The sequence below is a fragment of the Vibrio sp. PNB23_22_6 genome (assembly GCF_052877535.1).
Window position 1 is genome coordinate 18,339 of record NZ_JBNFXP010000001.1, and the last position, 24,976, is coordinate 43,314.

At 43.7% G+C, this 24,976-nt stretch carries 18 protein-coding genes and 5 pseudogenes; 10 read left to right on the forward strand and 13 right to left on the reverse strand.

Annotated features, from left to right (window positions below; translation table 11 throughout):
- The first annotated feature begins 100 nt into the window (after positions 1-100).
- Together ACVA54_RS00085 and ACVA54_RS00090 are read left to right on the forward strand one after the other, a co-directional pair.
- A complete protein-coding gene (locus tag ACVA54_RS00085; RefSeq protein WP_099078960.1) occupies positions 101-628 on the forward strand; it encodes a DUF4136 domain-containing protein in 528 nt (175 codons plus the stop codon).
- A 163-nt stretch (positions 629-791) separates the two neighbouring features.
- Positions 792-1,133: a hypothetical protein gene (locus tag ACVA54_RS00090; protein ID WP_446608400.1), complete on the forward strand. Its 342-nt coding sequence runs from the start codon at positions 792-794 to the stop codon at positions 1,131-1,133.
- Positions 1,134-1,234: 101 nt separating this feature from the next.
- Here ACVA54_RS00090 and ACVA54_RS00095 read toward each other — a convergent pair whose 3' ends face one another.
- Positions 1,235-1,876: a murein L,D-transpeptidase catalytic domain family protein gene (locus tag ACVA54_RS00095; protein ID WP_099077918.1), complete on the reverse strand. Its 642-nt coding sequence runs from the start codon at positions 1,874-1,876 to the stop codon at positions 1,235-1,237.
- A 477-nt stretch (positions 1,877-2,353) separates the two neighbouring features.
- A pseudogene (locus ACVA54_RS00100) lies at positions 2,354-3,271 on the reverse strand (IS5 family transposase).
- 757 nt (positions 3,272-4,028) lie between these two features.
- On the opposite strand from ACVA54_RS00100, the gene ACVA54_RS00105 reads away from it, so the two are divergent.
- On the forward strand, positions 4,029-4,787 hold the full coding sequence (locus tag ACVA54_RS00105; protein ID WP_119463776.1) for a 5'-methylthioadenosine/adenosylhomocysteine nucleosidase: 759 nt from the start codon (positions 4,029-4,031) through the stop codon (positions 4,785-4,787).
- A gap of 77 nt (positions 4,788-4,864) precedes the next feature.
- Positions 4,865-5,144, forward strand: a pseudogene (locus tag ACVA54_RS00110) (transposase); the annotation flags it as partial.
- A 43-nt stretch (positions 5,145-5,187) separates the two neighbouring features.
- On the opposite strand, the gene ACVA54_RS00115 reads toward ACVA54_RS00110, so the two are convergent.
- The 3 genes from ACVA54_RS00115 to ACVA54_RS00125 all read right to left on the reverse strand — a co-directional run bounded on the left by ACVA54_RS00115 (position 5,188) and on the right by ACVA54_RS00125 (position 6,552).
- On the reverse strand, positions 5,188-5,343 hold the full coding sequence (locus ACVA54_RS00115) for a DUF3012 domain-containing protein (RefSeq protein WP_099077916.1): 156 nt from the start codon (positions 5,341-5,343) through the stop codon (positions 5,188-5,190).
- Positions 5,344-5,718: 375 nt separating this feature from the next.
- On the reverse strand, positions 5,719-6,105 hold the full coding sequence (gene cueR / locus ACVA54_RS00120; protein ID WP_446649284.1) for a Cu(I)-responsive transcriptional regulator: 387 nt from the start codon (positions 6,103-6,105) through the stop codon (positions 5,719-5,721).
- 204 nt (positions 6,106-6,309) lie between these two features.
- Positions 6,310-6,552 carry a YgjV family protein gene (locus ACVA54_RS00125; RefSeq protein WP_099077914.1) on the reverse strand — a complete coding sequence of 81 codons (243 nt, stop codon included), beginning with the start codon at positions 6,550-6,552 and terminating at the stop codon, positions 6,310-6,312.
- Between the two features lie 338 nt (positions 6,553-6,890).
- Here ACVA54_RS00125 and ACVA54_RS00130 point away from each other — a divergent pair.
- Positions 6,891-7,112, forward strand: a pseudogene (locus ACVA54_RS00130) (hypothetical protein); the annotation flags it as partial.
- Between the two features lie 230 nt (positions 7,113-7,342).
- Here ACVA54_RS00130 and ACVA54_RS00135 read toward each other — a convergent pair.
- Both ACVA54_RS00135 and yccS read right to left on the reverse strand, forming a co-directional pair.
- Positions 7,343-7,504, reverse strand: coding sequence for a hypothetical protein (locus ACVA54_RS00135; protein WP_172438033.1), 162 nt, complete (start codon positions 7,502-7,504; stop codon positions 7,343-7,345).
- A gap of 152 nt (positions 7,505-7,656) precedes the next feature.
- Positions 7,657-9,810 (reverse strand): YccS family putative transporter, encoded by a 2,154-nt coding sequence (yccS, locus tag ACVA54_RS00140; RefSeq protein ID WP_446649285.1) that lies wholly within the window; start codon positions 9,808-9,810, stop codon positions 7,657-7,659.
- 291 nt (positions 9,811-10,101) lie between these two features.
- On the opposite strand from yccS, the gene helD reads away from it, so the two are divergent.
- The gene (helD, locus tag ACVA54_RS00145; protein WP_446597025.1) at positions 10,102-12,171 is read left to right on the forward strand and encodes a DNA helicase IV; all 2,070 of its coding nucleotides are present in this window, start codon (positions 10,102-10,104) and stop codon (positions 12,169-12,171) included.
- A gap of 57 nt (positions 12,172-12,228) precedes the next feature.
- Here the strand turns inward: helD and ACVA54_RS00150 are convergent, their stop codons facing one another.
- Together ACVA54_RS00150 and torT are read right to left on the reverse strand one after the other, a co-directional pair.
- A complete protein-coding gene (locus ACVA54_RS00150; protein ID WP_099077910.1) occupies positions 12,229-12,684 on the reverse strand; it encodes a methylglyoxal synthase in 456 nt (151 codons plus the stop codon).
- A 64-nt stretch (positions 12,685-12,748) separates the two neighbouring features.
- On the reverse strand, positions 12,749-13,792 hold the full coding sequence (gene torT / locus ACVA54_RS00155) for a TMAO reductase system periplasmic protein TorT (protein WP_446643314.1): 1,044 nt from the start codon (positions 13,790-13,792) through the stop codon (positions 12,749-12,751).
- A gap of 49 nt (positions 13,793-13,841) precedes the next feature.
- Between torT and torS the strand changes: the two genes are divergently transcribed.
- Positions 13,842-16,805, forward strand: a complete 2,964-nt coding sequence (gene torS, locus ACVA54_RS00160; protein WP_119463780.1) for a TMAO reductase system sensor histidine kinase/response regulator TorS — start codon at positions 13,842-13,844, stop codon at positions 16,803-16,805.
- Between the two features lie 112 nt (positions 16,806-16,917).
- Here the strand turns inward: torS and ACVA54_RS00165 are convergent, their stop codons facing one another.
- The 4 genes and pseudogenes from ACVA54_RS00165 to ACVA54_RS00180 all read right to left on the reverse strand — a co-directional run bounded on the left by ACVA54_RS00165 (position 16,918) and on the right by ACVA54_RS00180 (position 19,533).
- The gene (locus ACVA54_RS00165) at positions 16,918-17,109 is read right to left on the reverse strand and encodes a hypothetical protein (RefSeq protein WP_099077907.1); all 192 of its coding nucleotides are present in this window, start codon (positions 17,107-17,109) and stop codon (positions 16,918-16,920) included.
- 18 nt (positions 17,110-17,127) lie between these two features.
- Positions 17,128-17,522: pseudogene (locus ACVA54_RS00170) on the reverse strand (fatty acid cis/trans isomerase); the annotation flags it as partial.
- Positions 17,521-17,682: pseudogene (locus tag ACVA54_RS00175) on the reverse strand (fatty acid cis/trans isomerase); the annotation flags it as partial. The pseudogenes ACVA54_RS00170 and ACVA54_RS00175, both read right to left, overlap by 2 nt.
- Before the next feature lie 279 nt (positions 17,683-17,961).
- Entirely contained in the window at positions 17,962-19,533 is a 1,572-nt protein-coding gene (locus tag ACVA54_RS00180; protein WP_099077905.1) for an arylsulfatase, read from the reverse strand.
- A 344-nt stretch (positions 19,534-19,877) separates the two neighbouring features.
- Between ACVA54_RS00180 and ACVA54_RS00185 the strand changes: the two genes are divergently transcribed.
- The 3 genes from ACVA54_RS00185 (at position 19,878) to ACVA54_RS00195 (ending at position 24,973) form a co-directional block, all read left to right on the forward strand.
- Positions 19,878-21,425: an arylsulfatase gene (locus ACVA54_RS00185; RefSeq protein ID WP_099077904.1), complete on the forward strand. Its 1,548-nt coding sequence runs from the start codon at positions 19,878-19,880 to the stop codon at positions 21,423-21,425.
- A 158-nt stretch (positions 21,426-21,583) separates the two neighbouring features.
- Positions 21,584-23,890 carry a multiheme c-type cytochrome gene (locus ACVA54_RS00190; protein WP_446596273.1) on the forward strand — a complete coding sequence of 769 codons (2,307 nt, stop codon included), beginning with the start codon at positions 21,584-21,586 and terminating at the stop codon, positions 23,888-23,890.
- A gap of 99 nt (positions 23,891-23,989) precedes the next feature.
- Positions 23,990-24,973, forward strand: a complete 984-nt coding sequence (locus tag ACVA54_RS00195; RefSeq protein WP_099077902.1) for an AAA family ATPase — start codon at positions 23,990-23,992, stop codon at positions 24,971-24,973.
- Positions 24,974-24,976: the final 3 nt, after the last annotated feature.

Here is a 24,976-nt window from a genome sequence, read left to right on the forward strand (position 1 = left end):
CGTTCATAGTCGAAACTCAATATTGAAATGATTTAATACTTTCTCACTAACGTACTAATACACGATGGTGGCATCAAACGGTGAAACAGGAGAACGGTGTATGTGGAGAGGCTTACTGGCAGCATTACTTGTAATGGTAACCACGGCTTGCACAACGATAACAACTGATGTTGATAGCCAAGCTGATTTTTCATCCTTTAAGACCTTTGATTTTGGGAAGCAATCCGATCTTCCAACCAGTTTAGATGCAAGACGAATCGAGCAGGCGATTGCTGCTCAGTTAGAGTCAAATGGACTATCGAGGGTGAGCAGTGGTGGGGATTTGTATGTTCACTATGACATCATTAAAGAGTCTGAGTTGGTTTCTACTGGTTCCTCTTTTAGCGTCGGTTATGGCCGCAATAGCTTTGGTGTGCTGACCACAAGCCCTGAACGTTACAAAGAAAGAAAATATGGCAAGTTGGTGGTTGAACTCGTTGACACTAAAGCTAACCAAGTCGTATGGAAGGGAGTATCAAATCGTAAGCTTACGGAGTCGATGAGCACCAAGAAACGTGAAGCGCTGATATTCGAAGAGATCGCAAAAATGTTTGAAAATTATCCTTACGGGGAAAAAGTAGCCTTTTAGATACAATCTAGCCAATGCCAGATATCCCCCTAACTCACGAGAACATTGAGAACATGTGGGGATAGGCTCTCAATCATTTCTTTTTATTCTCGATTGAGAATTTGAATTGCAAATTTATACGCATGGGGTTAAAGAGCATTTCGTTGTAGTTTAGGTGATTGTCGTGCGTTCTTACCTCGTTAGTGTACTAGGGCTTTTTGTTGCACTGATGGCTTTTGGGTTGAGTCAGGCACAGGCGTCACTAAACCATCTTCACGTTACCCGCCTCACTCCTGATATTGTTGACGCTCCGCTTCTTGAAGAAGCCCCGTCTTTACCTAGACGTAAGATGGCAGCGAGTCTGTTGGGGCGTAATACGTTACGGGTGCACTATTCTAGCTACGCGACAGATGCCGATGAGCCAGATACACTAATGATGCGGAGGTTCGCTGTTATGAGTTTTGTGATGATGAAAGATCGTAAGGCGTGGAATAAATCAAAGGCGACACCACAGATAGCATCATAAAGGGTATTCCTCAGACAACATTTGCAAAAAAGGCGCTATCACAGCGCCTTTTTATTCATCCTGTTTGCCTAGGTTTCTGACTTGATGACACGAGCCGAGGGTTAGGCGCTAGCGTAAATCACGCTGCCACCTTTGATGGTATCGATGATCTGGCGTGATAGATGTTCAGGTAATGCAGGGCAGCCCCAACTGCGGCCTAAATACCCATTCTTTTTAATAAATGACGGGTTGGCGTAATCCGCACCATGAACAACGATATAACGTTCACGAGCCTTATCGTTCACACCAGAAGTCAGACCGTCTAGGCGAAGTGAGTAGCCGTTAGAACCATAATAGGTGGTATCGGTCAAAAACGTACCTAACGAAGTTTTACGTGAATTCACAATGTTAGAAAACTTAGTAGCGGTCTTCAAACCACTGTTTACCCCATGAGAAACGTAAGTGTTATAGATCAGCTTATTTTTCTCAAGGTCGACCACGTAAAAGCGTTTTTCAGTCGATGGCTTGCTATAATCGATGATGGTTAGCACCTGCTTTTTTCGATTTGGTGTTTGGTTATAAGCCTTAAAAGCATCACTAAATAGCTCATAGTCAATGACACCGTTCAATTTGGCTTCTTTATATGTATTTTCAACAAGTTGTTGAGTGAGGTTATTTTCCGTCTGCTTCCCTGTCTGTTGCGCAAAAGCAAAAGGTGAAACTGATACTGATACCCATATCAATAATAAAAATAGCTTTTTCATTTTTACTAATATAACTCTTGGTGTTACAAACTTATCGATTGCTTCATGCATTCTTTAATACAACATGCACATCAAATTAATTTTATTCTCGGTGTTTCTTATCATCTGAACGCATAAATTCCACGATGGACAGAGTACTTTTGCTGTTCGTTGATTTAAATTACTGATTTTAATCAATATTGAGGCGTTAATCGAAGAATATAAAAACTTCAGAGCAAATACTATCTTATTTGGTTAATTAATAAAACTGTGTTTAACGACATTTACTTAAACTGACAGTTAATAAAACAATGTGTAATTAACATTTCGCCGGAAATTTCATTTTATTCCAAAGAGATTAGGGGTGATTTTTAAGGAAAAAATAATTTTCATCCCGCGATCTGACTTGTAACAAAATGTTGCATAAAAAAGAGGGGCTAAACAGGCTTTGTGGCGGAACTCAGCTTCAGAGCGAACGCTAGCTAATTCGTTTGCATTTTAAACGACATACTGAGTATCAGGCATGCCTATCCCAGTCATGTTGAGTGCGTTGATCATGGCGTAAGTCTCCCCAACTTATGCGTTGTAATTGCGAAGCGTGAGTGATGCCCGAGTAGCGGTTTTACACGATACATAGCGGTATCCGACAATGAACGGTTATGGTAACCATACTTCTGTTTCTACTTTTTGTTCGAGCCGTAGAGTTTTTGGCAGCCAACCGCTCGATTACGTGGATGCCCCTTTTCCCAGAAAGCTGCCCCTTCACGTGGAGGGATTTAGAGGTGTCGCTTTCTTAACCCTAATCGCCCTGTGGTACTCCCTTGTATCGTACGCACCATCTCCTGAAATTTCTTTGATGGTTCGGCGTGTTTGCTTAAGTAAATTAGGGAGTACTTCCACATCTGTCACGCCTGAAAGTGTCAGTTCCGCTGCGATAATTGCATGAGTACCAGTATCAACAGCAAGATGGAGTTTACGCCAGACTCGACGCTTACCATCGATTCCGTGCTTTTTTACTTTCCATTCACCCTCACCGTATACCTTGAGCCCAGTTGCATCGATAGCTAGGGGTTGGATAGCACCTCGTGATGAGGCTTTGAAATTAACCTCAACATCCTTAGCTCGGCGACGGATGCAAAAATAGTGGGGACAAACCAGTGGGACGTCTGCCAATCTAAAAACAGAATCGATGAAGCCTTGTAGGGCTCTTAAAGGTAAGGAAAGGACGCGCTTTACCATCAGAGCGGTTGTGATAGCGAGGTCACTAAACAATCGTGCTCGACCACGTCTATTCTGTCTGGGTTGCTTCCACTCAGCTATCGCTTCTTCGTCAATCCAAAAGGTGAGTGAGCCTCGGTTGACCAAGGCGTTATTGTACTTGCGCCAGTGATTGGTTTTGTCGCGAGGCTTCGGCATGAAATCAACGTCAGTGAATGAATGTTACTGATCTGATCGTAATATTCTGATTTAGTTCATTCGATTTCTGCAACAAAGCTCCATTGCGTTGCTAAATCAAAAAAATGGATATTGGAGTGATATTATTTTTCTTGATTGAAATTAGTAAGAGGTGTCCAATGATGAATGTTATATTTCACACCTAAATAAATTATATCAATGAAATTAATGGTCAGTGCTTATTGAATTGGAATTGGGGTGGTGAAATTTAAAAAACAATATTAACGCTTAAACTTATTAAGTATGACTTTTTATTAATTAATAGGTTTGCAGTTGGTTTAGTTATTATTGTGCATTGTTATTTTATGATTCAAGTTCAATTGGTTTTTAAAATTATACTAATTTTCATATTTTTCATGTTCTTATGGGAATGGTTAGATTGATAAGAAAGATGCACGCGGATAAACTAAAATATTCACGATTTGAGCGTTCTGAGTGGAGTCCTGAGATGTTTATAAGACGTGACTTTACTAGGAGTGGGCAGTTATCGCTTATGTATGCGTCAATAAAGTGAGGCTGAAAATATCACCAATGCAACGCAGTGTACAGAGCTGTTTTTAAATCAAGAGCGATGGTGATTAAATAATCATCATGGATTGAAAGTTATTTAATCAATCAGTCTTGAATATTCAAAGCAAACGATTGCTCTTGTTTTGGGGTGTTGTATAATCTGAGCTGCGTCACAAATTGGTGGCTCGTATTACATTTCAGGACTCATATGTTGAAGAAATCACTTGCTCTTATGCTTGCAGCTTACTCTCTACCTTCCATTGCAGCATCAACCATTGGTATCGTCGGTGCAATGGATGTAGAAGTTGAAGCTCTATTACCAAAAATCCAAAATCAACAAGTAAAACAAATTGGTAGGCACAGTTTTTACACGGGTGAGTTAGAAGGCAAATCAGTAGTCGTAACTAAGTCTGGCGTTGGTAAAGTGAATGCCGCTATGACAACCACATTGCTTATTGAGTCATTCGGTGTAGACCAACTGATTTTTACTGGTATTGCAGGTGCAAGCGATCCTAAATTGGATCCGTTGGATGTGGTGGTATCAACACGCCTTGTTCAACATGATGTCGATTTAACACCTTTTAATATGCCGAAAGGTCTATTACCAGACTATCAAGAGCGTTACTTCTACGCAGATAAAACGCTACAAAAATACGCGTTTGAAGCTGCGGTCGATACGTTAGGTAAAGAGAGTGTTTATCGAGGCATTATCGCTTCAGGTGACCAGTTCATAGCAAGTAAGGTAAAAGTGACCGGAATATATCAAGAGTACAATGCCATGGCGGTGGAAATGGAAGGGGCCGCACTTGGTCAAGTCGCAGATGCATTTAAAGTTCCATACGTCGTGATCCGTACGATTTCGGACAAAGCGGATGGATCTGCAGAGATGGTATACTCTGATTTGAAGAAAGCCACGGCTGACAACTCAGCGAACATTACATTGAATATGCTAAAACGCATGCAGTAGCATTACAAATCAAAGCAGCGCCAAGAGTGCTGCTTTGTTCTGCAAGGACAAAGATTGCGGGCTTCTATTCTCTTTTTTGGAGAACGCATTGGGAGAACCTTAATACCCTGTTTAACTACCCAGAGGATATACGTCGAGCGATTTACACGACTAACGCCATTGAGTCACTCAACAGCGTTATTAGAAAAGCGATTAAGAAACAAAAAACTGTTCCCAACAGGTTAGTCAGCTCGAAAGGTGATTTACCTAGCGAAACGAGATACCTCCAAGAAGTGGACAATGCCGATTAGAAACTGGCGACAAGCACTGAACCGCTTTATGATTATGTTCGAAGACCGACTCACTGAATATAGGTAACGCCGACAGTTACACAGAATTATTTACAGGGTCTAAGGTATTGTTAGAACACGCAATGTTTAGCGAAGTCTGACGCTTCGTTGGCCGTCCATTCGCCTTTTGGTTTTTCTTTCATATCGTTACACCATGCTTCGCTGCCTACTTCAGTACACGCCATCAGTTGAGCTGTAACAAACACGATCAATGCTAACTTTTTCATTTTCCATACCTTTTAAAGTTGTCCTTTTCATGAAGTATAAACATTCAGTTACTGAAGTAATGTCAAAATTAAAAATTTGAGCGAATGATCTCACTTTAGAAGGACGTGCAACTTGAAACTTTGAAGGTGTGGAGAAGCCTCGAAACAGGCCGGTTTTGATTGCTCGGATGATGGTTTTTTAACCTCAACTCGGGACAAGAAAGTCTACATAGCCCAATTCATGAGTCACTTAAGCTGATATAGGAGTCAGTACAGTTATTTTAGATGAATAACAAGGCAAAATGACAAGTCAATAGTGAGTCTATTGCGGTCATTTTAACGACGTTAGGCGCTAAAAGCGCTGTGCTGAATGGCTTAGATTGTCTCGAGCTGAGGTTATTTAGTGAGCTCATCAATAATTGGGCAACAGCTTGTGGCGTCACCAGGGCAGGAAGTAACCCAACTCTCAAGTTGCTTTTTGATTTCGACAAGGTGAGCTATCTTGTTTTCAACTTCTTGTAGTTTCCCCATGGTTCGAGCTTTACCTTCTCTGCTTTTTCGGTTTGGATTATGCGCCAACTGCACAAACTCTTTACATTCTTGAAGAGAGAATCCTGCATTTTTTGCTCGAGAAATTAGATTTAACTCTTGGATGTGCTTGTCTGAATACTCTCGATAACCCGAGTCATTGCGTGCTGGCGGTGTGATGATGCCTTTATCTTCATAAAGTCGGATAGATTTGGAAGAAAGCCCTGTCAATTCAGCAGCCACACCAATATTCATAGATAGCCTCTACATTCGAGATGATGTTATCGCGAGTATATACCGAACGGGCGTTAAGGTGCAGTACTGAAGAGACTTTTACTTATCCGTGTTCGTGTTCATGACCTTTCATATCTAAGTTGTGTTAAGTAAGTTTTTGAATAATTAAGAAAAAGCCCGAAAGAACAGTACTTTCGGGCTTTCGTTATTCAATATATTTAGACATTACTCAGTGGCGAAACTTTTTTTTTCACGCTGCATTTTTGCTAGGAAATACACGTTTACACAAGCAATAAACCCGTTAGTTAGCACAACTGGCCATGAGTCAATCATCAGACCGTATGCAGTGAACAGACCACAGCCGATAAAGTTAAGAATACGTAGCTTAACGATATCTTTCATTGTAAGTGAAATCGCGACCATGATTGAGGCAGCGTAGCCTAGGATTTCAACCATATTCATCTCCATAATTTGACCCTCTTAAATCTGCCGATTGTTGTCGGTACCAATTCTTCTCTTCTTGAGATTAGTGAGGAAGCTCCATGCCTCGAATGGTCTTTTTCGTTTTGATGGGTTAACTATATCAATGGAAAAACCGTGATGAAAGCCTCAAAACAAGGTTAAGAGAAGGTTAGCGATTACGCAAACGTTTAGGTCGCCAATTGTTGAAAATTTACTTATAAGTCTGATTGATGATAACGATGATATTGATGGGCAAACGCGGACGGACGAGCGCATGGAATGGCATGCCATAATAAGGATAATCGTTACTGTTGGGCAAGGCTTTGCTTGGTGTCTCTTTCCAAATCATGGACTTGAACGACTCAGCGATCGATATGGATGAGTTACTGATTCAAATTAAGGTAGATTATGACCCATCAATGGAGGCTGTTTCATTAAATATCACGACTGATGTCAATGTGCATCAAACGATTTTGGTTGAGAACTATTTCAACGGTATGTCATCAAATGATATTGCGGAGTCGCAATTGCATAATAACGTTATAGCTAATGGTGAGTTTGGCTAAGCAAGCCTGAACTGACATTCAAAAAACGTGGCAGTCTATCAACTGTCGCGCTTTTTTACAGTGCCTTGTTGAATGTCATGCGCAGCATCGTCAGCCACCTTCTGTGATAACTGAATCCGTTGATACCCAGACCGAATTCCAGACATAGACATGGCATTACACTCTTCATTATGCTTTCTTGAGCATAAAAGTGTTGAAAAATGTTCGAGTGTTTTTGTTCAACGGCTTGACTAAGTAAACAGTTTTGACAACATTTCTTGTTCTTCACTCGACAAAATTGGCGCACTCTTCTTGCTGAGTGTTTGGCTAATTTGCCCTTGCAACGAACGCAGTTGGCTTGCCGTTAACTCATTGATTTTTTCTTTTAAGTCGTTAAATTGCTGAGCAGTCATTGTTATCTCCGCATCTTGATTGGGCTTTTCCATCATTAACCCGCTGCGCGGCTCTCATCGCCACTGAAAACCCGATACGTCTAGCTTAGATTTTGACTGGTGTTTTTTTGTCCGAGTAATGTCAGTTAGTGTTTAACAATTGGTAAGAGCTTCTAGTTTACGCGGACTGCAAATTTGGAAGCCAGTGAATGGAGTTCTGGCAACATGCGATAGATCAGATGAAGCTGCTGCAGTACCATCCTAGCTGAGTGATCATCTTCTTCACGCCATTCATTCAGTCTTTGTTCCAGATCAGCATCATCCATTGACGATAAATCATACTCTTCACAATGAGGGTGTAGCTGACGATGCAGTACATCCAAATGTTGATGAATACAGCGATGTGCATCAAGTACGAGTTGGTGAATCGCTTCGTCCTCAATTCTCGTACGGTGAGCGCCAAGCGCAGAGATGTAGCTCAACATTGCGTGGTTAAGGGTTAAAAAACGGAAGCTTTCATCCACCGCAGTACGATATTTACCAGGCTCAGCCAACATAGTACTGATTGCTAAAGATAGGTTCGCATCATTGTTGTGTGCCTGACGTCGAGCGATACGATAGCTTAGATTATCTTTCTTGCCGATACGGTATTGACCGATGATTTGCGCAAGATACTGTTTGTTAGCGTCAATCGCATCAGACATCACTTTGTGCAATCGTTTAGATTGCCAATCGGGCAATATCACCATCACTGCCGCAACAGCTAACACACAACCAATTAAGGTATCGGCTAAACGAGGTAATACGACGGCATGGCCTTCTCCTAATTGGTTAAATAGAAACAGAACCAGTAGTGTGATAAAGCCCGTAGCATAACCGTAATTGTTGATTCTAAATGCAAAAAACATGACACCAGAGAGGACGATAAATACTAGCTGACTTTCTTGAGAAGGGAAGAAGGTCAGTAAGGGAACACCAATTAACAGGCCGGCTAAGGTGCCGATAACACGCGCCGTTAATTTTTGTCTGGTAGCGCTGTAGTTGGGCTGACATACAAATAGGGTGGTGAGCAAAATCCAATATCCACGGTCGATATCAAACATCTGAATGATACCGTAGCCTACGGTCAGCGCGATGGACATGCGCAGGGCGTGACGGAACAGCATTGAGTCTTTGTTTAGATTTGCTGTTATTCGTTGCCACATCGCTTTGAGTGTGTGTGGATTGGTGTCGTCAAGTGTCCCTTCTTCTAAACGCTCTGCGTCCGGGTTGTTGATGTTACTCAACTGCTTTTCTACCGTTGCTAGGTTATTGAAGAGGTAAGTCAGTTGCGTGAGCAGGCGTTTCCAATGGTTTTGTTGCTGCTCTTCTAAATAGGCTAGTGAGTTTTGCAGTTCGGCCAAAGCAAGAATGGATTGATCCGTATGGATATATTCATTTCCAAGACGAATTGCATGCGCGATATCACGACAAGCTTGCGCTTGTGATTCAAGCAAATATTTAAAGCGAAATAGCACATCAGAGCGTTCAAACTCGGTGGCGAGATCTTGATAGCGGTAGTGACTTGAACTGACACGCTCATGAATATCTTGAGCAATAAAGTAGATATTCAGGAATCGGTCACTTGGGCCATCGATATGGCCACGTTTAGAGCGGCTGAGTAGGGTTGCTTTACAAGCGTTCAACGAATTCACTGTCGCAGCATTGAGTTTGGCGGCTTCAATACGAATGGGTTGAGGCACCAAATTCGTCACCGGGTGAAATAGCTTTGCTTTCGCATCAAGATAATTAGCGATCTGGAGGAATACGGCTGCAAGACTCTGTTGAACGGGTTGTAGCGGCCAAAATATCTGCCATATCATCGACATGAAGTAGTACCACGCCGCCCCTGCGAGCAACAGTGCGGGTTGGAACCAAAGGTTAGTACTCTCATGGGCGCCCAGCATGGCATAAATCGCGATGAGTAATGATCCAAAAGCGATGCTAGCATATTTAGGGCCGATGGCGCCGAGCATAATAAAACCAAAGGTAGAAATGAACAGCCCGATAGCGAACGCCCAAGGAATGTTAAATAAGATTTCTATCGAAAGTGCGGCAACGGCAAAGCAGAGAAAAGTGAGGAACAGTGCTTTGATGCGTCCTGTGAAACTGTCATCACTTTCAGCCAATGCAGCAGCGATTACACCTAAAATTAAAGGGGTAATTAACGTATTTTGTTCAAAATACCAAGCCGGGACGACTACGCCTAGTAAGGTGATCAAAATGAGAATACTGTATTTGATGGTCTTGTTTGCCCAATAGAGGCGAAGTTTTAAAGCAGCTTGCACAGTGCGCCTTTCGTTGCCAGTAAAAACGACAGAATTTTAACAAACTCACTATAGCGCGTTTATGACCTAATTTAATAAATATTGTCATTTGGTTAGAAATTAAACAGGTGCGTCATTGACTTACAGTGAGTGTACTCATTAGATCGCAAATTATTGTTTGCAAATTCAACAGTAATGTAATTTTTAATTGAGAATACCGAAAGAAGCGCATTTTGTCTCAATCCCCTGCTACAACTTGGCCGTCTAAAATGATATAAAATGAGAACTTCTCTATCAAAAGGCGCCTCTTTCATGCTGCTCACAGCCTCTAATAAAGCACAGTTTTTTATTCAAAATGAGTATTTCCAAGTTGAAATAAAAGAAAACAGCGTTTTATTAACATCAATTGGCAGCGAAGAGCACATTCCGTTCACGATTTGGAACGGAAAAGTGAGCGTTAAGCGTGGTTTACTTTGGAGCTCGCTGCAGTTTTTTGCTCACGAACAAGGTGGCAAGCAGCAAAGCTGGTTAGTACAAGGTTTGCCATGGCCCCAGTGTCGTAAGTTTGCACTTGAAGCCGTACGCCAGTATCAAGATTGGCACAATAGCCAGTGTCGTAAACTCGCTGAATATTTACCTCGGTGGGAAGATGAGCTGTATCAGCTCAAACATCTACCAGCTTATTTATCTCACTCAAAAGTTCAAAGCTGGGCTGACCAACTTAATAGTGAACTTTTTGACATCAAAACCAGTTTGGCTGAAGCAAAAATGCGTATGCCGAATCGTATGGCTGAGATAGAACCTTGGTTGTCGGAGACTTCGGCAACACTGGCTGAACGTAATCATGAGTGGCTGGAAAATGAGCGTCCGAACTGGGAAGTGCTATTTAATCGTATTGAATCTTCTCCATTGAACCTTTCGCAGCAGCATGCGGTGCTACTTAATGACGATCATAATTTAGTGTTAGCAGGTGCAGGCTCGGGTAAAACGAGTGTTTTGACTGCGCGGGTGGCCTATTTACTTCAAAGCCATCAGGCTCAGTCGGAAGAGCTGCTGTTGCTGGCGTTTGGCCGCGATGCAGCAACCGAGATGAAAGATCGATTAGTAGACAAAGTGGGTATGGCTGCGGAAGGCGTACGTGTAAATACCTTCCATCAACTTGGCCTACGCATTTTGAACCAAGTTGAACCACAAGCCGTAGAAATTAGCCCGGTCGCTTTGGATGACAACCAACGTACTGCTTGGTGCATTGATTGGTTGAAAAAACATTGGATGACGCCGACTAACTTTAAACGTTGGCAGAAACATTTGGATAAGTGGCCTATCGCGTACTTAAAAGGGGATGACGAGCTTGGCAGTCACTCAGAGAACCCCAAGCTGATTGCATGGTTAGATTCACAGATATCTCAACTGGCCTTGGTCGGGTTAACCAAGAAACAAGTACAGGAAAAGTTGGTTAATCATCAAGATTACACACGCTTGAATAGTGAACTTGCGTTGTGTTGGCCGTGCTATAGCGCTTGGCAAAAAATGCTAAAAGACAGTAACCAAGTGGACTTTCCAACCATGATCAGTCGCGCGACAGATTATGTGAAATCTGGAAAGTTTGTTTCACCATGGCGTTTTGTGATGGTTGATGAATATCAAGATATTTCGCCAGATCGTTTGGCTTTAATTGAAGCACTGTGCGAATCGACAGACAAGCAGTTAGGAGCAACCTTGTTCGCTGTAGGGGATGACTGGCAGGCGATTTACCAGTTTGCCGGGGCAGACGTAGATCTGACCACCGGTTTCCAAACGCGTTTTCAACACTCGACGGTTCATTATCTCGATACCACTTACCGTTTTAATAATCAGATTGGTGAGGTAGCGAATACCTTTGTGCAGCAAAACCCTTCGCAGTTGCCAAAAATATTGAATAGTCATAAGCAACGTAAGCAGAAGAGTGTGCATACTGCGCCAAGCAATCAGGTTGAGAAAATCCTTGATCAGTTGAACCAACAGGCGAAGAAAATTAAGTCTGTTCTGCTACTTGGTCGCAATCATTACCATAAGCCAGATTTGTATGATGACTGGGTGAAGCGTTTCCCAAATCTGGACATTCGCTTTATGACTTGCCATGCGAGTAAGGGAAGGGAGGCAGATTTTGTTATTGTACTCTCTGTAGATGAAGGGCAATTCCCAGCGAAGAAGAAGCATGCACACATTGATGGAGCCTTGACTGAGTCGAAAGACAAATTCCCATATGCAGAAGAGCGTCGGTTATTCTATGTTGCAATGACACGAGCAAAAGAGAAAGTGTGGATTACGCACACGGGGGCAGGATCTGGTTTTGTTCAAGAATTGGTCAGCGGTGATTATCCAATCGTTAGCTCAAAATAAGCACAACAAAGGCGATACAGGGTATCGCCTTTGTTTTCTATGCTTTACACACCAAGATCAAGTGCGCTCGGCTAAGTAAGCTTGATAGTCAGGTACTTCAATATCGACTTCTTGATCAATCAGCGGAGAGGCGAAAAGAAATTTTGCACTTGCGCGGTTTGTCGCGACTGGAATGTTCCAAACACTGGCGATGCGAAGCAGTGCTTTTACATCGGGGTCATGTGGAACGGCGTTAAGAGGATCCCAGAAAAACACCAAAACATCGATATCGCCTTCAGAAATCAGGGCGCCAAGTTGTTGATCGCCGCCCATTGGGCCGCTTATCAAACTCTTAATGGCTAAGCCCGTTTCTTTGCTTAGCATGTGACCTGTTGTACCTGTCGCGTATAAGAAATGGCTTTGTAGCTTTTCTTTGTTCTCTTTAACCCAACGAAGTAGTTCGGGTTTACAGTTATCGTGGGCAACCAATGCCACATGTTTGTGCGCTGGCATGGTACGGGTTGTTTTTTGCATCAAGTGATTTCCGTTTTTATGATTTTAAAGTAGCGATCATCCAATAAAATACGTTTTTTATTGATCAATCAACAGCCTTAACACTGAATGTCGGTCTATATTTTGATGGAGATAACGATTCTTGAATTGTGCCATCATGAAGCGTGCTAGGTGTCAGTGGTTTAATGCCTGGAGACGCGTGCTTTTCGTATGGTAGTTGACGTAAATAGTGAACGGCTTGTCTCACAGATAAACGGCCTTGTTGAACCATTTTGTCGGTTGGGGCGAACAATACCTTGTGGCGAAGTAAGCCTCGGTAAACGCCATGACTGAGATAAATAGAAACCAAGCCGATTTCTTTCGTTTTACCAACACTGCGCAATTCACTGATAGCCGCTTCAATAGCAACAGCGTTACCTACGATATAGTCAATATTATCCAAATCAATGACACGCTGAATAAGGTTTCGCTGTAACTCCTTGTCATTGTCGGCCCAGAATGAGTCAACAATGTGAATGTCGCTACCTTTGATGGCATCGTAAAATCCCGTAGTGACCGGTTTTGTTCCGCCACTGGTACGTGGGCCAAGTAGTAGAGCAATATTGGTTTTACCAGATCCTTTAGGGTGCTTCTCTGCTAAGAATTTCCCCGCTTCATATCCCATCCAGTACCAATCAACCCCAACGACACCTTTGAGCAATTCGTTTTGCTCTTTATCGAGATCAAGTTGATTTACCGTTGCAAACACCGGGGTGTTACCCACCCAGTTCTTGAGGTTGTGCTCGTAAGCTTGCGGCTCTACCGTACCAAGAATGATGGCATTGGCTCCCCATTGAGTACACAGAGCCAGTTGTTGCTTTTGGCGGTCATTATTTAAATAACCACCAGTCTCAAGAACGCGCAGATTAACACCGAGTTTTTTCGCTTCGGAAACCATTCCATAGTTTACTGATAGCCAATAGGAGTCCTTAAGGTGGGGGTAAATGGCACAGATTTTCTCTGCCGCAAAAGATGGCACTGAAGCGAAAAGTGACATTGTGAGTACAGAGCGCTTGAAAATTGTACGAAATGAACGCTGATTTATAACCATGAATAAAGTTCGTTGGCATAGATTAAGTAAACACTGCAAAATATAACGTAATATGTCGCAGAACACGAATATTAAGGTTAGGAAAAATATGTTGCTAGCTACCGCAAGCATCGGGCGAAAACTGTTGTTGTCTTTTATTGCCATGGCAATGTTGGTTATGTTGTCGGTGCTTATCGGTGTATCAGGCTTTTCACTGGTAGCAAAAACAGAAAGGAATGTTGTGGATTCAGCCATCCCGGCAATGATTGAAGCAAGGCAAGTTTCCGAGCTAAGTACACGCATTATTTCCTCAGTCCAGATGCTATTAAACGCTCAGAACGAACTTGAGCGCAAAGAGGCGGGCCGTATACTGTTTGAACAACTGGAATCTCTGCTTGCCCACATAAAAGCGCTAGGAGGAGAGTCGTTCGATTCTAAGTTACTTGAAACTTTGGAAAACAATGTTCAGAACGTGATCAACAACTTAGCTGAGTTGGGGGTAACGGTTGAGCGGAAGCTATGGTTAGCAAAAGAGATCGATACACGTGTCGAAGAGATGCGTTTGTTGAGTGAAGAACTAGAGCAACTCACGCGGACTCAAGTGCAGAATACCGCCACCATTGCGGTCGCTAATGTCACACACATATACGATCTATTGGAAACGGATAAAAAAAATCAAGTATATCAAGCGCTCGATGGGTTAGTGGAAGTCGATCTCGATCTGATCGAAAGGCTCCATGAATTACATCTCCTTGCGTTTAAAATGCTCAACCAAATTGAAGAAGCACGCACGTTGAGCAACGTAGAGCGTATCCAGCAAATCCAAACCGCATTTGAAGATAACCTTAGGATAATGAAACGTCGGGTGTTGGCAGTAGAGGATCCAACTCGTTCAAAACAGATGGGCCAGTTATTGACCGAGCTTGGCAAACGCCAAGTGGTTTTTACGATTTTGCTTCAACAGCAAGAAAACAATGAACAGTCACAAGAACTCATGCATGAGACGTTAAATCTGTTTTCTGGATTAAATAGTACGGTAAACAAGCTCGTTGATGACTCAAACAAGACGACACATGTTGCGGTTGATCAGCTCACCAGTACCTTGAAGTTTGCTCAATGGTCACTGACTCTTATTTCCATTATAGGTTTAGTGGTTGTGGTCTTGATCTTATGGCGTGTGGTTTACGTGTCGGTGGTGAAGCGTTTGGGGGAATACTCTGCAGCGTTGCTTTCTGTGGCTCAAGGTAACCTTGCTGTGGAGCTTGAAGTGAAAGGGAAAGATGAACTGGCTCATATGGGGCAGGCCATTATTACCGCGCGCAACACCGCACAAGCGTTAAAAGTTGTTGCCGAAGGTGAAGCACAAGCGAAGCGTGATCTTGAAGAACACAAAGAACACCTAGAAGAGCAGATAGAAAGACGCACATCTCAGTTAAAACAAGCAAACCGTCGACTCAATGAAGAGGTCCTTAACCACGCGGAAGCACGAAAACAAGCGGAACAAGCGAATCGTGCTAAATCGGCGTTTTTAGCAACGATGAGCCATGAAATCCGTACACCGATGAATGGGGTTCTGGGTACAGCCCGTTTACTGATTGATTCTGGTTTGAATTCAACACAGAAGCGCTATGCCGAAATCATAAATCGTAGTGGTAAAAACCTATTAGCGATTTTGAATGATGTATTGGATTACTCGAAAATTGAGGCCGGTCATTTGGAAATTCGTAACTTGGGGTTCGATTTGCACCAAATGACCGAAGACACCTTCCAGCTCATGAATGGTAAAGCGCAAGAGAAAGCATTGTTGTTCTCTTACCACATTGAAAGTGATGTAGGGCGCTACTGGAAAGGTGATGTGACCCGAATCAGTCAAGTACTTAATAACCTGGTTGGTAACGCAATTAAGTTTACCGACGAAGGTGAAATTGATATCTATGTCAGCCTAAATCCAGAGGATGAATCGCAAGTGCTGTTTGAGGTATCGGATACGGGCATTGGCATTGCGAAGCATGATCAAAAACGCCTGTTTGATGCTTTTACGCAAGCAGAAAGCGGGCTAAGTCAAGCTGGTGGGACAGGCCTAGGCTTGGCGATCAGTCGCCGTATTATTGAAGCAATGGGTGGACAATTGGATGTGGATTCTGATGAGGGCGATGGCAGTCGCTTTTGGTTCTCAATTCCGCTGGAGGAAAGCGAACCTGTGGAAACCGTTTCGATTGCGAGTGCACGCTGCAAAATAAAAGTTAAAGTACTGCTTGTCGAAGATAATCCGGTAAACCAACTGGTGGCGGAAGGTTTCTTAGAAAGCATGGGACATGAAGTCGTGATCGCCGAAGACGGTCGACAAGCTGAACACATTATCGACAGGCAAGATTTTGATATCGCCTTGGTTGACATTAACCTGCCTGACTGTAACGGTGTGGATTTGATTCATCGCTTAAAATCTATTGAACTCAAAAAATCTGCAGATAAAGGATTGATGCCAACCCCAATGATAGCGGTCTCTGCACACGTATTTGCTGAAGAAGTTGAAAGCTATTTAGCTGCCGGTTTTGATGGTTATCTACCCAAGCCAATGGAAAAAGAAGCACTAGCCGCGATAATCCTAGACATGTTAGACGGAAAGCAACTTTTGTTGCCACAAAATGAACAGCGTGTACTGCAAGAAGAAACAATGACCACGAGTCAAACTAGTGAAACGTTGGTCGAGAAGGGAGAGAGAGCAGAGGAGCCAGTAATGGTTATCATCAACCCGAGTGTGATTCAATCTGACATGAAGATTCTAGGCAGAGAAAAAATGCTGTATATCATTAACTTATTCAGACAAACCAGTGCTGAGGTACTAGAGCAGATGGAAGCAAACGCAAAGCGAGGGGATAGTCGCGAGATTAAGAGCCTAGCGCATAAGCTAAAAGGCAGTGCCGGGAGTTTGGGATTACCTGCTTTGATGGATACTTGTCAAAATATTGAGATTGCACCGGAGCCATTAGATATTTACTCGCAGAATCAACTTACGCTCAAAGAGCAAGTGAGTGACTCGGTGAAAGCCCTTGATAATCTGATGAATGTGTAAGCATTTTGACTCGATATCCAAGCCATTCCCCCTGAATCAAACATCTTGAGGTTACTTGGGTATACTCTCATTTAATTAAACAAAAACCTCCGAATTAAGCCGGAGGTTTTTTCTATCGGGTCGTATCGTCTTCCCACTCGAACCGAGTGTCTAGCGCATAAGGATCATCATCTAAAGGATGCTCAACCCTGCCACGTAAGTATTCGAGTTGGTGTTCAAGCATATTGACTGTATCGTAGTCTCCCTCTGAGCAAGCGACATAAATTTGTTGCTCAAGAGCGGCAATGTTGTCTCGGATACTCATGAGAACCCCCTTCAATCATCATCGATTCTCAAAACGATTATAGTCAAGTAAACCAAATTCGATCGGTTGTTTTTTACGATACCAATCGTGGACGCGCTCGCTAAATGGCCAAAACATTTCAGAGCTTCGACGAATTGCAAAACTATCCAACAACTTAACGTAATCGGACTCTGTCCTAAAGGTAGTAAACTGAGTGACAAAATCTTTTACTGTGTTACTTCTATCGAAAACAATGCGACGGGATAACTTCCAACCACGCCTCGAACAATGGTGATGCCATCTTTAGCAAAGTCGCGATTGCTCTCTTCATTGAATAAGCTCGAGATATTGGTATGAGCGTTATTGTGCAGCAGGGTAAACAGCTCATCCTTACCTGACTTACTGCGTACCATTAGCATGTTGATCTGAGAAATCAATAAACGCTGTCATTGGGCTCGCGGCGACTTCAGGTTCATAGTTTGGTAGGTTTTCAACTTGATAATCGGCTTCGATAAACCATTTCTTCCAGTTGGTGATACGTGTCACATCAAGCGTAAGCGGCATATGAGTCTTGTCCACAATCGTACCTTGCTCAGTCGGTGGCAAGTGCGCATTCACGTACGTATTCGGGGCCAAACGGTGAAACGTAGTTTAGTCCTGCGTATGCAGCGCAACCCGCAAATATAGAGGCCATACATACAAAGAAAATTAATTACAAAATCATAGGGTTATTTTAAGTAAATTGAATTTACTTTAATTAAAGCAAAATAAGTCGACAAATACCAAACAAAGGTCAACACGGCCGGGTGGCGAACAGATAAAGGAAACCCACCAAGGCTGGCTGGTGGGCTTTTTCGGTAGCTGAAAAAGAAACTATTTCATTTTATTCACTTCTTGTTGAAGTTGATTGAGCTGTTGCATCTTTCCTTGGAGACCAAGTGACTGGTAGTTTATGCCCGCTGGGTTTATCTGAAGACCTTCTTGCATTGGGTACTGATGAATGGTGCTGAAAAAGTTGGCCAGAACATCCTGAACAGGTACGAACAACCACATATTGTCGGCCATCCAACGCAGATACATGCCTGATTCGTGTGGCGCTTTCTCGAATGGGTCAGCTCGTAAATGGATGATTTGAGGCCAGTTTGGTTCGAAGCGAACGGCATCGGTGATGTTGCCTTCAAATGTAGCGAAGTGTAGCTTCCAATCGTTCCAGCGAATCGCGTTCAACTCACCATTGGCTGTAAAGTACATGAGTTCTTCGCGTGGACCATTTTCTGTCTTACCTTCGAAGTAAGGTAGGAAATTGTGCCCATCAATGTGCACGCGCCAATCTTTTCCGTTAGCGTGGTAACCTTTGTCCGACGCGAGTTTTTCTTTGATGTTCGGTTCACCAGCGGCTGCCAATAGCGTTGGTAGCCAGTCTTGGTGTGCCATCATGTCATTGATGCGAGTGTTCGGCTCAATAACGCCAGGCCATTTTACTAACTGAGGTACACGGAAGCCACCCTCCCAAGTTGTACCTTTCTCGCCGTGGAATGGTGTCGCCCCACCATCTGGCCATGATACGGTTTCCGCACCATTGTCGGTTGTGTAGATAACGATGGTGTTATCAGCGATTTTTAGTTCATCAAGCTTGTCGAGAAGTATTCCGACATGTTCATCGTGCTCTAACATTCCGTCAGCATAGATGCTGATCCCCGATGCGCCTTGCCATTTCTCTTGTAAGCGAGTCCAGACGTGCATACGCGTTGAGTTGTGCCAGATAAAGAACGGCTTATCAGCTGCGACTGCGCGCTCCATGAAGTTCAGTGTGGATTCGAGAAATTCTTCATCCGCCGTTTCCATGCGCTTACGAGTCATTGGACCCGTATCTTCGATCTTGCCATCAGCATAAGACTTGATGACGCCACGTGGACCGTAGTTTTTACGGAATTCAGGGTCTTTAGGGTAGTAGTAAGTCTCTGGTTCTTCTTCAGCGTTTAAGTGATAAAGATTGCCAAAGAACTCATCAAAGCCATGCTCAGTAGGTAGATGTTGGTCTTGATCACCAAGGTGGTTTTTACCAAACTGACCAGTCATGTAACCTTGTTCACGTAGTAGATCAGCGAGAGTTGGTGCCCAATCAGGAATGCCATGTGTTGACCCCGGTAGGCCGACAGTGAGTAGACCAGTTCGAAATGGCTCTTGGCCTAAAATGAATGCTGACCGACCGGCTGTACATGATTGCTGGCCGTAATGGTCAGTAAATAATGCCCCCTCGTTTGCGATACGGTCGATGTTCGGGGTTTCGTAACCCATCATACCTTGGTTGTATGCACTAATATTCCAGTACCCAACGTCATCACCAAAAATTGCTAAAATGTTTGGTTTGTCTGCCGCCGTCACTGCGCTAGAGGTTGCCAGTACGCCGAGACCGACAGCCAGCTTACTCATTTGGTTAGCCATAAAAACTCCAAATTGATTGAAAGTTGGAAGAGAAGCAAAGAGACCGCCTACGCTTCGTTGGTTATTAAGTTAATGATGTACCTGAAGAATGTCGCTTTATAGTGTTTATAACCATAAGTTATGTGGCGACTTAATTTATTGTTTTGTATGGATTTTCATTAAGTTTTTATCAATGAAAGAAAAACTGAAGGGAGACTCAGGCCACGTTAATTCATCACTGCTTTGTGGATGCAAGGCATTAGTTTTTTGCGTGATTTATTTATGCATATTGATTCGCATTAAACTGTTTTGTGAGCTATACGTTTTTGTGCAGGAAGCACTTTTTAATACAGACAGAGGTTTATATGACAGCGAATTATGGCGTGAAACGCCGTCTAGCGATTCTTGCCGCTGCTTTAGTTGGCGCGACAAGTACTACTGTCGCAGCAGAAAAACCGAATATTCTGGTCATCTGGGGGGATGACATTGGCCAATCCAACTTAAGCGCTTATACCTTCGGCCTAATGGGGTATAAGACCCCAAATATAGATAGCATTGCGAAAGAAGGTATGATGTTTACCGATTACTATGGGGAACAATCTTGTACGGCAGGGCGTTCAACGTTTATTACGGGTCAGTCGGTCTTGAGAACGGGTTTGAGTAAGGTTGGCCTTCCCGGTGCCGATCTTGGTTTGCAAGCCGAAGACGTAACGATTGCTGAACTTTTGAAGCCTTTGGGTTATATGACAGGGCAGTTCGGGAAAAATCACTTGGGTGACAAGGATGAACACCTTCCAACCAACCACGGTTTCGACGAATTTTTTGGCAACCTTTATCACTTGAATGCCGAGGAAGAACCTGAGAATGTGGATTACCCTAAGGATCCGGAATTCCGCAAGAAATTTGGCCCACGAGGTGTTATTAAATCTTATGCTGATGGCAAGATCGAAGATACGGGTCCGCTGACACGTAAGCGTATGGAAACGGTCGATGAAGAAACGTTAGATGCGGCACTGGACTTTATGGAGCGTGCGGTGAAAGCAGATAAACCATTTTTTGTCTGGTGGAATGCAACGCGAATGCATTTTCGTACACACGTGAAAGAAGAAAACTTAGGCAAGACGGGCATCAGTTACTACGCAGATGCAATGGTTGAACACGATAACCAAGTTGGTCAATTGTTGAAGAAAGTCGATGAGCTAGGCGTAGAAGATAATACGATTGTCTTTTATTCGACGGATAATGGTCCTCACATGAACACTTGGCCAGATGCAGGGTTGACGCCATTCCGTGGTGAAAAGAACACCAATTGGGAAGGCGCTTACCGAGTGCCTGCGATGGTTCGTTGGCCAGGTAAGATTGCGGCGGGTTCAGTCTCCAATGAAATCATGCACCATATGGACTGGTTACCAACGCTGCTAGCGGCAGCGGGCGACGACAAAGTAAAAGAGAAACTGTTTAAAGGCGAATCAGTTAATGGTACAGATTACAAAGTGCACCTAGATGGTTACAACTTCTTGCCATATCTCACAGGTAAGGAAGAGAAAGGCCCTCGTGAAGAGATATTCTACTTTTCCGATGATGGTGACTTGACGGCGTTACGTTATAACAATTGGAAAATTGTTTTTATGGAGCAGCGTGCTGAAGGGACGTTACGCATTTGGGCCGAACCTTTTACTGAACTTCGCTTACCAAAAATTTTCAATTTGCGTATGGACCCGTATGAAGTGGCAGATATTACATCAAATACCTACTATGACTGGATGTTAGACCGTGCTTACATGCTGGTTCCTGCACAGGCTTATGTTGGTCAGTTTTTGGAAACATTTAAAGAGTTCCCACCAAGACAGAAAGCCGCGAGTTTTTCTCTTGAGCAAGTAATGGAAAAACTACAAGAGAATCCAAATAAGTAACTGGAATTGAATTGATTGCAACTAAACGTGGGGCTCTTCGGAGCCTCTTTTTTGCGCCTCGTTTCAGTTTTTCTTAAAACTCATGTAATTGCTTGTCTAAAAAGAAAAAAGACTTCTATCTTTGAACAGAGAATAAAAAGAATCACACAAGGACAGTTATGACTCACTGGGCAAGTTGGCAGCAAACCTTAATTGGTCTTGCAGCGCTCGTCAGTTTTTCTCTGTTTGCGCAGGAAACGCCGCAATCAACCGAATCATCAATGCTGACTTACGTAGGCAGTGAAGCTTGCGTAGATTGTCACCAAAAAGAAACCGAAGCATGGCAAGGATCTCATCATGATATGGCGATGAGACATGCTGATGTAGAGTCTGTATTGGGTGACTTTAACGATTACACGTTTACATTCAAAGGAAAGCCAAACCGTTTTTACCGAAAAGGGGACGAGTATTGGGTCAATATCCAGGGCCCAGATAGTGAATGGCATGACTACAAAATCAGCTACACCTTTGCGTGGGAGCCGCTTCAACAATATATGGTTGAGTTTGAAGATGGACGACTCCAACTCATTCCTTTTGCATGGGATTCCAGAGCCAAAGAACAAGGCGGTCAACGCTGGTTCCACCTTTATCCAGACACCACGCCAACCGACGAATTCTACTGGACCAATACCGGTCAAAACTGGAACTTCATGTGTGCCGATTGCCACTCAACCAATCTAGAAAAGAACTACGACGCCAAAGCGAATACGTATTCGACGACTTGGTCTGAAATCAATGTCGGTTGCGAAGCGTGCCATGGCCCGGCCAGTGAACACGCAGAGCTTGCCAAACAAGCGGAAAAATCTGGGAATGCCTTCGCCGCAACGAACCATTATGGTTTTGACCGAGATATTGGCATGGCAGTAAAAGAGTGGATCTACCAAGAAGGGCACAGCACGCTCCAGCCAAAAGAAATTGCGATGACTCATCAAGTTCAGACTTGTGCGCAGTGCCATAGTCGTCGTACACAATTAAATGAAAGTGCAGACCACGTTAAAGGCTCTTTCCTAGATAAATACCGCCTCAGCTTAATCACTCCAGAACTCTATTATCATGATGGTCAGATTTACGATGAAGACTACGTTTACGGTTCATTTTTGCAGTCTGACATGGCAGAAAAAGGTGTAACTTGTACCAACTGTCATGACCCTCATACCGCAGAGTTAAAAATTTCTGAAGAAGCCGTTTGCGCGCAGTGCCATATTGCGTCTGACTACATGCCAGAGAATCACACTTTCCATGAGGCAAATACCGAGGCATCCAAGTGCACCACTTGTCATATGCCAGAAACGACTTACATGCAAGTTGACCCACGTCGTGACCACAGTTGGCACGTGCCGCGTCCAGATTTGAGTCAGCACATTAATACGCCAAACGTCTGCACGTCTTGCCATGAAGATGAAGCTAACCAATGGGCAGATAAGAAGATAAGCGAATGGTTCCCGAATTCGAAATACCGTAATCAACAACACTTTGCTGTCGCGTTTTATGCCGATGCCATTGGTCACCGCGGCGCGCCTGATGCCTTGGCGTATACTGGTCAAGACGCATCGCTAAGTGACATTGTTCGTGCCTCTGCGTTAGAGCGCATGGGCGGCAATACTGGACAAAACACCTTGGTATCACTAGCTCGCGCAGGAAAGCATGAGAGCGACATGATTCGTCTGGGCTCAATCGCAGGATCTTCTGGCTATGACTTCAGTGACCGTTGGCAAATTCTTGAACCATTACTAAATGACCCAGTGTTATCCGTTCGCGCCGAAACTGCGGGTGCTTTGGTTCGCCACTACTCGGAAATGAATCCGCTGCAACGTGACAAGATTAAAAAGCCGTTGGAAGACTATATGGAAATCCAGCGTTTCAATGCGGATCGAGGCTTTGGGCGAACCAATATCGCCAACGTGTATCGAGACTTAGGCGAAACGGACAAAGCAATAACCTCTTACCAAAAGGCAATAGAGATTGAGCCTTATTTCGAGAACAGCTACGCTAACTTGGCGGATTTATATCGTGTGCAAGGCAATGACATTAAAGCGTTGGAAACGTTGATGGTTGGTATTGAAGCGCAACCGAAATCCAGTGCTTTGCCATATAGTGCGGGGTTAGCTTGGCTTCGGGTGGGTAATAACGTTAAAGCGAATCAATACCTGAAAAAAGCGGCCGAAACGGCAGAGCGCAATCCGCAGTATTGGTATGTTTATGGCCTGGCGTTAGAGAAGACCGATACTCTTGCCGCTAGCAAGGCTCTAAACATGGCGTATACCGTGGGTGGAAATCCGCAGCATTTATACGCCGAGTGTGAGGTGTTGGCGCGTAACTACCAGCAAGGATCAATCGCATTCGCGTTTGAACAGTGCGTTGAGCAGTTAAAGCAAGTGGCGCCAGATGAAGTGATTCAACAATTAAGAACTCAGATCAGACGTTAATACTTGTCGCTATGCCTAGGCATGAAGTCTATAACCAATAGTTATGGTGTTTATGGGTAGGATGTATAAAGCAATAGATTGAACCTTTGAGGAAACCTTATGAACCATGCACAGCAGGCAATCAATGAGCTCATTAGACAAACAGAACAGAGTGTTATCGGTCAAAGTCATGTGGTTCAGGCGTTAGTTGTAGGCCTGTTGACCAATGGTCATGTTTTGCTAGAAGGCTTACCGGGTACGGCGAAAACCCGCTCAGTGAAGTCGCTTGCCAACCTACTTAACACCAGCTTTGGTCGTATTCAGTTTACTCCCGACTTATTACCTTCAGACGTAACGGGCACCGAAGTGTACCAAGAGTTAGATGGTAAGCCACAGCTTCACTTCCAACCGGGTCCAATCTTCAACAGCATTGTATTGGCGGATGAGGTGAACCGTGCTCCAGCAAAAGTACAAGCCGCACTGCTAGAAGCCATGGCAGAAGGTACGATTACGGTAGGTGATAAGACGCATGTATTGCCTGAGTTGTTCATGGTGCTTGCAACGCAAAACCCAGTTGAACAAGAGGGTACTTACCCACTGCCAGAAGCGCAGATGGACCGCTTTATTATGAAAGTGACCGTCGACTATCCAGAAGATGAAGCGGAACGTGACATCATTCGTCTTGTTCGTAGCGAAGAGTTGGGTTCAGAAACCAGCAGCGAATTGGTCACGCCAAAACACATTGAGCCAGAGCTTGTGATTGAAGCTCGACGTCAGTTACCGAACATCATAGTCTCTGATTTGGTAGAGAGCTACATCGTGGCACTTGTCATGGCGACACGTAAACCAGAGCGTTACGCAGATTCTCAGCTGCAAAAATGGATTGAAATTGGCTCAAGTCCTCGAGCATCAATTTCGTTAGACAAATGTGCTCGTGCTTATGCGTGGTTACAAGGGCGTGACTATGTAACGCCTGATGATGTGCGTGCAATGGTGCCATCGGTGCTGGGACATCGCTTCTCACTTTCTTACGATGCACTTGCTGATGGTGTCGATCACCAACGTGTGGTGCAAGAGCTGCTTGATTGTGTAGAAATCGGATAAATA